The organism is Streptomyces griseoruber (assembly GCF_001514205.1).
Classification (GTDB): domain Bacteria; phylum Actinomycetota; class Actinomycetes; order Streptomycetales; family Streptomycetaceae; genus Streptomyces; species Streptomyces griseoruber.
The window spans coordinates 404,178-411,314 of record NZ_KQ948768.1; the positions used below are offsets into that span (position 1 = coordinate 404,178).

The 7,137-nt window shown below is 73.1% G+C and carries 4 protein-coding genes; all 4 read right to left on the bottom strand.

Going from position 1 to position 7,137, the window contains the following annotated elements:
- Positions 1–5: 5 nt before the first annotated feature.
- A complete protein-coding gene (locus AQJ64_RS18740) occupies positions 6–2,699 on the bottom strand; it encodes a bifunctional acetate--CoA ligase family protein/GNAT family N-acetyltransferase (RefSeq protein ID WP_055633535.1) in 2,694 nt (897 codons plus the stop codon).
- Positions 2,700–2,823: 124 nt separating this feature from the next.
- Complete coding sequence (gene gap / locus AQJ64_RS18745) at positions 2,824–3,837, bottom strand: type I glyceraldehyde-3-phosphate dehydrogenase (RefSeq protein WP_055633536.1); 1,014 nt, start codon at positions 3,835–3,837, stop codon at positions 2,824–2,826.
- A 32-nt stretch (positions 3,838–3,869) separates the two neighbouring features.
- Positions 3,870–6,251: a phosphoketolase family protein gene (locus AQJ64_RS18750; protein ID WP_055633537.1), complete on the bottom strand. Its 2,382-nt coding sequence runs from the start codon at positions 6,249–6,251 to the stop codon at positions 3,870–3,872.
- Between the two features lie 68 nt (positions 6,252–6,319).
- Positions 6,320–7,137, bottom strand: an 818-nt coding sequence (locus AQJ64_RS18755) for a universal stress protein (protein ID WP_059202775.1), incomplete at its 5' end; no start/stop codon positions are given.

Consider the following 7,137-nt stretch of genomic DNA (forward strand, 5'->3'; position numbering starts at 1 on the left):
CCTCCTCAGCGCAGTCGGCGCAGATAGGGGTCCTGGGGGCGACGCGGCGCCAGCCGTGTCCGTGCGTCGAGCACGGTGACGCCGCCCGGTGTCGCCAGGACGGGGTTGAAGTCGGCCTCGGCGAGCTGCGGCAGGTCGGCCGCCATCCGGGACAGCCGCAGCAGCAGCTGTTCCAGTTCTCCGAGGTCGACGGGGGTGTTTCCGTTCGCGCCCAGCAGCAGCGGGGAGCACCGCGGCGAGGTGATCAGTTCGTGGACGTCGCGGTCGGTGAGCGGGGCGAGGCGGGCCGCGTGGTCGGCGAGGACCTCGGTCGCGGTACCGCCGAGCCCGAACAGCACGAGCGGGCCGAAGACCTCGTCCTGGACGACACCCGCGAGGAGCTCGGTGCCGCGGGCGGCGAGGGGTTGCAGGACCACTCCGGTCATGAGCCCGCAGAAACGGGTCTCCAGGTCCCGGAAGGCGGCCCGGACCTGCGCGTCTCCGCGCAGGTCGAGGTGGACGGCGCGCTCCTGGGACTTGTGCAGGAGCCCGGGCCAGTGGGCCTTCATCACCACCCGGCCGTCGAAGCCGCGCAGCCGGTCGGCGGCGAGCACGGCCTCGTCCTCGCTCTCGGCCCAGGCCCACGGGATCTGCGGGATGCCGTAGCAGGCGAGCAGGTCGGCGCAGGTGCGCGGGTCCAGCCAGCCGCCGTCGGGTTCCCGCGCCAGGTAGTCCTCGACGAGCGTGCGGGCCCGCTCGGGCTCGATGTGGTCGAGTGCGGGGACGGCGCCGGCGGGCCGGGCGAGCCAGGCGGCGCGTCCGGCGGCGTGGGCCAGCGCGCGGGCCGCCGCCTGGGGCTCGGCGTAGGAGGGGACCGTCCCGCCGTCCGCGGCGGGCAGCAGCCGGACGGACCGGTCCTGTTCCAGGCGTACGGCGATCACCGGTCGCGCCCGTCGCCCGGGGGCCGCGGTGACGGCCCGCACCAGGTCGTCGCCGGTGGCCGCGGCGACCGCCGTGGGCACGAGGGCCACGATCACGGCGTCGATGCCGGGGTACCGGGTGAGGCGGTCGACGCACGCGGTGAGCTGCTCCTCGGAGACCGCGGCGGTGGCGTCGACGGGGTTGCCGACGGCGGCGCCGTCCGGCAGCACACCGCGCAGTTCGCCGGTCATCGCGGGGGTGAGCGGGGGAAGGGCGAGCCCCGCCTCGGCGCAGGCGTCGGCGGTGAGCACTCCGGCCCCGCCCGCGTTGGTCACGATCGCGACGCGGCTGCCCGCCGGCAGCGGCTGGGAGTGGAACAGGGCCGCCGTCTCGAGGAGTTCGCCCACCGACCGGGTCGCGGTGACACCGGCCTGGGTGAACAGCGCGCCACGGGTCATGGTGCGGCTGGCGGCCGCCGCGGTGTGGGAGGCCGCGGCCTTGCGGCCCGCTTCGGTACGGCCGGCGTCGACGGTCAGCACCGGGATGCGGCGCGTCACTCGCCGGGCGGTGCGGGAGAAGGCACGCGGGTTGCCGAAGGACTCCAGGTGCAGCAGGGCGAGCTCGGTGCGACCGTCGCTCTCCCACCACTGGAGCATGTCGTTGCCGCTGACGTCGTACTTGTCGCCGAGCGAGACGAAGGACGACACGCCGATGTCCAGCCGGGACAGTCCGTCGAGCAGCGCGATGCCCACGCCACCGGACTGCACGGCGACACCGGCCGTGCCCGGGCGGGGGTGCTCGGCCGCGAAGGTCGCGTCCAGGCTCAGGCCCGCTTCCGTGTGGGAGATGCCCAGGCAGTTGGGGCCGACCAGGCGCATGCCGTAGGCGCGGCAGGTGGCCAGCAGGGCCTGTGCCTGCTCGTGGTCGAGGCCGGCCGTGACGACGACGAGGGCGCGTACCCCGGCCCGGCCGCACTCCTCCGCCACGGCCGGCACCCCGCCGGCCGGCACGGCCACGATCACCAGGTCGGGTGTCTTCGGCAGCGCCGCCACCGAAGGGTGGCACGGTACGCCGAGCAGGGAGGTGCCCCTCGGGTTCACGGCGAACAGGCGCCCGGTGTAGCCGCCCGTGTGCAGATGGTGCAGGACGGCCCGGCCGACCGATCCGGGGGTACGTCCCGCCCCGACCACGGCGACGGCGGACGGCCGCAGCAGGGGCAGCAGGCTGGCCACGTCGGCGGCCCGGCCCCGGGCCTCCACGGCCGACAGGTAGGTGTCGTCCTGGTCGAGGTGGATGGTGCAGCGTACCTCCGGCCCCTCGAAACGGCGGGAGGTACGCAGGCCGAGATCGGAGAAGAGCCGGAGCACCTCGTGGTTCTCGCTGAGCGCGTCGGCGGTGAACGTGGTGATGCCCGCCGCCCGCGCCGCCGAGACCAGATGCTCGACGAGGAGGGTGCCCACCCCCCGGTGGTGCAGGCCGTCGGCGACGGCGATGGAGATCTCCGCGCCGTCCTTCTCTCCGCCGGTGTCGTACTCGGCGAGTCCGATCACCCGTCCGTCCACCTCGGCCAGCAGCGCCCGGTAGCCGGGGCGGGCCGGGGCGCAGGCGCGGTCGGCGGCCATGGCGGCCGACCGCCGGCTCGGCGCGAAGAAGCGCAGGCGGAGGTTCTCCGGCGACATCTCCTCGTAGAGCCCCCGCAGCTGTCCGTGGTCACCCGGCAGCACCGGCCGGATGCACACGGTGGTGCCGTCCGCGAGCAGGGCGTGGACCGAGGGCCGGTCGAGCAGGTCGTCCGTCATCGCAGGTCTCCTCCATCGCTTTCGGTCCTTCGATCGTCCGGCGGAGCGCGGCGCAAGCCCATGGGCTGTACGGGGTCGCGCCGGGGCCGGTCGGCCCCACCGGGAGGTGGACGGTCGGCAGGCGTCAGTCGTCCGCGACCAGCGCCGTCAGGTCCAGGAGGCGGTTGGTGTAGCCCCATTCGTTGTCGTACCAGCCGAAGACCTTGGCCAGCGTGCCGTTGGCCTGGGTGAGCGCCGGGTCGAAGACGCAGGAGGAGGGGTCGCCGATGACGTCGCGGGAGACGATCGGGGCCTTGGAGACGCGCAGGATGCCGTGGAGCGGGCCGTCGGCGGCCGCCTCGAACGCGGCGTTGATCTCCTCCGCGCTCGCCTCCCGGGTGAGGACGACGGCGAGGTCGGTGAGCGAGCCGTCCTCCACGGGCACCCGGACCGCGATCCCGTCCAGCACCCCGGCCAGTTCCGGCACGACCAGGCCGACGGCGCGGGCGGCTCCGGTGCTGGTGGGGATGATGCTGAGGGCGGCCGAGCGGGCCCGGCGCAGGTCCTTGTGCGGGCCGTCCAGCAGGGACTGGTCGTTGGTGTAGCCGTGGATCGTGGTCATCACTCCGCGCTCGATACCGAAGGCGTCGTCCAGCACCTTCACCATCGGGGCGACGCAGTTGGTGGTGCAGGAGGCGGCGGAGACGATGCGGTCGCGGTGCCGGTCGTAGGTCCGGTCGTTGACGCCCATCACGACGGTGGCGTCCACGCCCTTGCCGGGCGCCGACAGCAGCACGGTGTGCGCGCCGCCCTTCAGGTGCAGGGCCGCGGAGTCCCGGTCGCGGAAACGCCCGGTGGACTCGACGACGATGTCGGCGCCGTGGTCGGACCAGCGCAGGGCCGCCGGGTCACGCTCGGCCGTGACGGCGATGCGCCGCCCGTCGACCGTGATCGAGCTGTCGTCGTGCTCGACGTCGCGTCCGATGCGCCCGAACGTCGAGTCGTACTCCAGGAGATGGGCCAGGGTGGCGGGTGAGGTGATGTCGTTGATCGCGACCACCTCGACGTCCTGGGTACCTTCCTCGACGCGGTCGAGGGCGGCCCGCAGGTATGTGCGGCCGATGCGGCCGAAGCCGTTGATTCCGACGCGAACGGTCATGGCGGTGGGCTCCTTCGGGGAGTGAGAGGCGATCAGGCGTCCCAGGTCCAGTCGGCGACCTCGGGCAGGTCGGTGCCGTGCTCGCGGATCCAGGCGTGGTGACGGGTGCGGGCGTCGGCCATCCGCTGCCGTACGGCGGCGGCGCGCACCGCGAGGCCGGGGACCCGGTCGATGACGTCCATGACCAGGCGGTAGCGGTCGAGGTCGTTGCGGACGACCATGTCGAACGGCGTGGTCGTCGTCCCCGACTCCTTGTAGCCGCGCACGTGCAGGTTCTTGTGGCCGGTGCGGCGGTAGGCGAGCCGGTGGATCAACCAGGGGTAGCCGTGGTAGGCGAAAATGACCGGCTTGTCGGTGGTGAACAGGCCGTCGTACTCGAAGTCGCTCATGCCGTGCGGGTGTTCCTCGCGCGGCAGCAGCCGCGTCATGTCGACCACGTTGACCACGCGGACGGCGAGGCCCGGGAGGTGCCGGCGCAGCAGCTGAGCGGCGGCCAGCACCTCCAGGGTGGGCACGTCCCCGGCGCAGGCGAGGACGACGTCCGGCTCACCGCCGTTCTCCGTGCCGGCCCACTCCCAGATCCCGGCGCCCCTGGCGCAGTGCGCACGGGCCTGGTCCATCGACAGCCAGTCGAAGCAGGGCTGCTTCCCGGCCACGATGACGTTGACGTAGTCGCGGCTGCGCAGCGCGTGGTCCGCGACCGACAGCAGGGTGTTGGCGTCCGGCGGCAGGTAGACCCGCACGACCTCGGGGCTCTTGTTGAGGACGTGGTCGACGAAACCGGGGTCCTGGTGGGAGAACCCGTTGTGGTCCTGGCGCCACACATGCGAGGTCAGCAGGTAGTTGAGGGAGGCGATGGGTGCGCGCCACGGCAACTCCCGCGATGTCTTCAGCCACTTGATGTGCTGGTTGACCATGGAGTCCACGATGTGCACGAACGCCTCGTAGCAGGAGAACAGACCGTGACGGCCCGTCAGGAGATAGCCCTCCAGCCAGCCCTGGCAGGTGTGCTCGGAGAGGATCTCCAGCACCCGGCCGTGGTGCTCGAGGTGCTCGTCGACCGGCAGATGCGCGGCCTGCCATGCCTTTCCGCTGACGTCGAGGACGGCCTGGAGCCGGTTCGACGCGGTCTCGTCCGGACCGACCAGGCGGAAGTCCCGGCGTGCGGCGGTGTCGTGCATCACCCGGGCCAGGAGGTCTCCGAGGACCCGGGTCGGTTCGTGCAGGGTCGTGCCCGGCTTGTCGACGGGTACGGCGAAGTCGTCGAGCGGTGCGAGGGGCAGGTCGTGCACGAGCAGGCCGCCGTTGGCGTACGGGGTGGCGCCGAGCCGCTTGGCGCCGCGGGGGACGCAGGCGAGCACGTCGGCGGTGGGGCGACCGTCGGGGCCGAAGAGCTCCTGAGGCTTGTACGAGCGCAGCCAGGCCTCCAGCTGACGGAGGTGCGCGGGGTTCTCCCGGACGCCGGCCAGCGGCACCTGGTGGGCCCGCCAGGTGCCTTCGACGGGTTCACCGTCCACCTCGGCGGGTCCGGTCCAGCCCTTCGGGGTGCGCAGCACGATCATGGGCCAGTGCACGCGCTCGGTGACGCCGTCCTCGCGGGCCGTCTGCTGCATCACGGCGATACGGTCCAGGGCGTCGTCCATCGCCGCGGCCATGGCCCGGTGCACCTGGAGCGGATCGTCGCCGGTCACGTGGATGGGATCGTGGCCGTATCCCCGCAACAGGTCGTCGAGTTCGGACTCCGGGATGCGGGAGAGCACCGTCGGGTTGGCGATCTTGTAGCCGTTGAGGTGGAGGATGGGCAGGACCGCGCCGTCGTGCACGGGGTCGAGGAACTTGTTGGAGTGCCAGGAGGCGGCCAGCGGCCCGGTCTCCGCCTCGCCGTCACCGATCACACAGGCGACCAGCAGGTCCGGGTTGTCCAGCGCGGCGCCGTAGGCGTGGGACAGCGAGTAGCCGAGCTCGCCGCCCTCGTGGATCGAGCCGGGCGTCTCGGGCGCCACATGGCTGGGCACCCCGCCGGGGAAGGAGAACTGCCGGAACAGCCTCGCCATGCCGGCCCCGTCCCTCGGCACGTCCGGGTAGGTCTCGCTGTAGCTGCCCTCCAGCCAGGCGTTGGCCAGGACGGACGGCCCTCCGTGACCCGGTCCCCAGATGCACAGGGCGTCGAGTCCGCGCGCCCTGATGACCCGGTTGAGGTGGGTGTACACGAGGTTGAGGCCGGGCGAGGTGCCCCAGTGCCCGAGCAGCCGGGGCTTGATGTGCTCCGGCTTGAGCGGCTCCGTCAGCAGCGGGTTGGACATCAGGTAGATCTGCCCGGCGGCCAGGTAGTTGGCGGCCCGCCAGTGGGCGTCCAGGGTGCGCAGTTCCTCGTCGGAGAGTGCGGTGGCGTCCTGGTGTTCGGCCTTGGGCATGGGGTGCTCCGGGAGTCATCGGGCGGTGGCGGCGGGTGCGGCGTGATCACGTGGGTGGGGCGCTTCGCTCACGTCCGCTCGGGTACGACGGCGACGGCGCAGGCGGCGTGGTGCAGCACGCCGTGGGCGACGCGTCCCAGCTGGAGGCCGAGGTGCCCGGGATTGCGCCGGGCACCGACCACCAGCAGGTCGGCCTCGTACGAGGCGGCCAGGAGAGCCCTGCGGGCCGGTCCTTCCACCGTGCGCGGCACCACCTCCACGTCGGCCGGCGTGTGCTTCACCGCCTGCTCCAGGACCTCGGCGGCGTGCTGCTCGTGCAGTCGCGCGGGTTCACCGGCGAGCAGGGGGTGGTCGGTGCTCTCGTGTGCCGGGCACCGCCAGGCGCGTACGGCGTCCAGGGTCGCGTGGCGCAGCCTCGCCTCCTCTGCGGCGAAGCGCAGGGCGGCGGAGTCCGGGTTCTTCTCGCCGACGCCCAGCACGACGCGGCCGTGCTGCCCGGCGCTCACCCGGTTGTCCTGGCCACCGCCCAGCACGATCACCGGGCAGTCGGCGTGGGCGGCGACGGTCAGGCTGACCGAGCCGAGGAGCATCTCGACGAGGCCGCTGCGGCCGCGGGTGCCGAGGACGAGGGCGCAGGCCTCGCGTCCCTCGTGGACGAGGGCGTACTCGGGTTCCTCCGGCAGCACGCCGGTGGAGATCTCGATGCCGGGTCGGCGCAGCTGCGCCCGCTGGGCGGCGGTCCGCACGATGTCCTCGGCGGTGACCTGCTCGGGCGGCTTGCCGAGGTCGTCCGCGAGTGCCGTGCCCTCGTAGCGCTCCCAGAGGGAGGCGTACACCACCCGCAGCGGCACTGCGCGCAGGGCGGCCTCGTCGGCGGCCCAGTCCG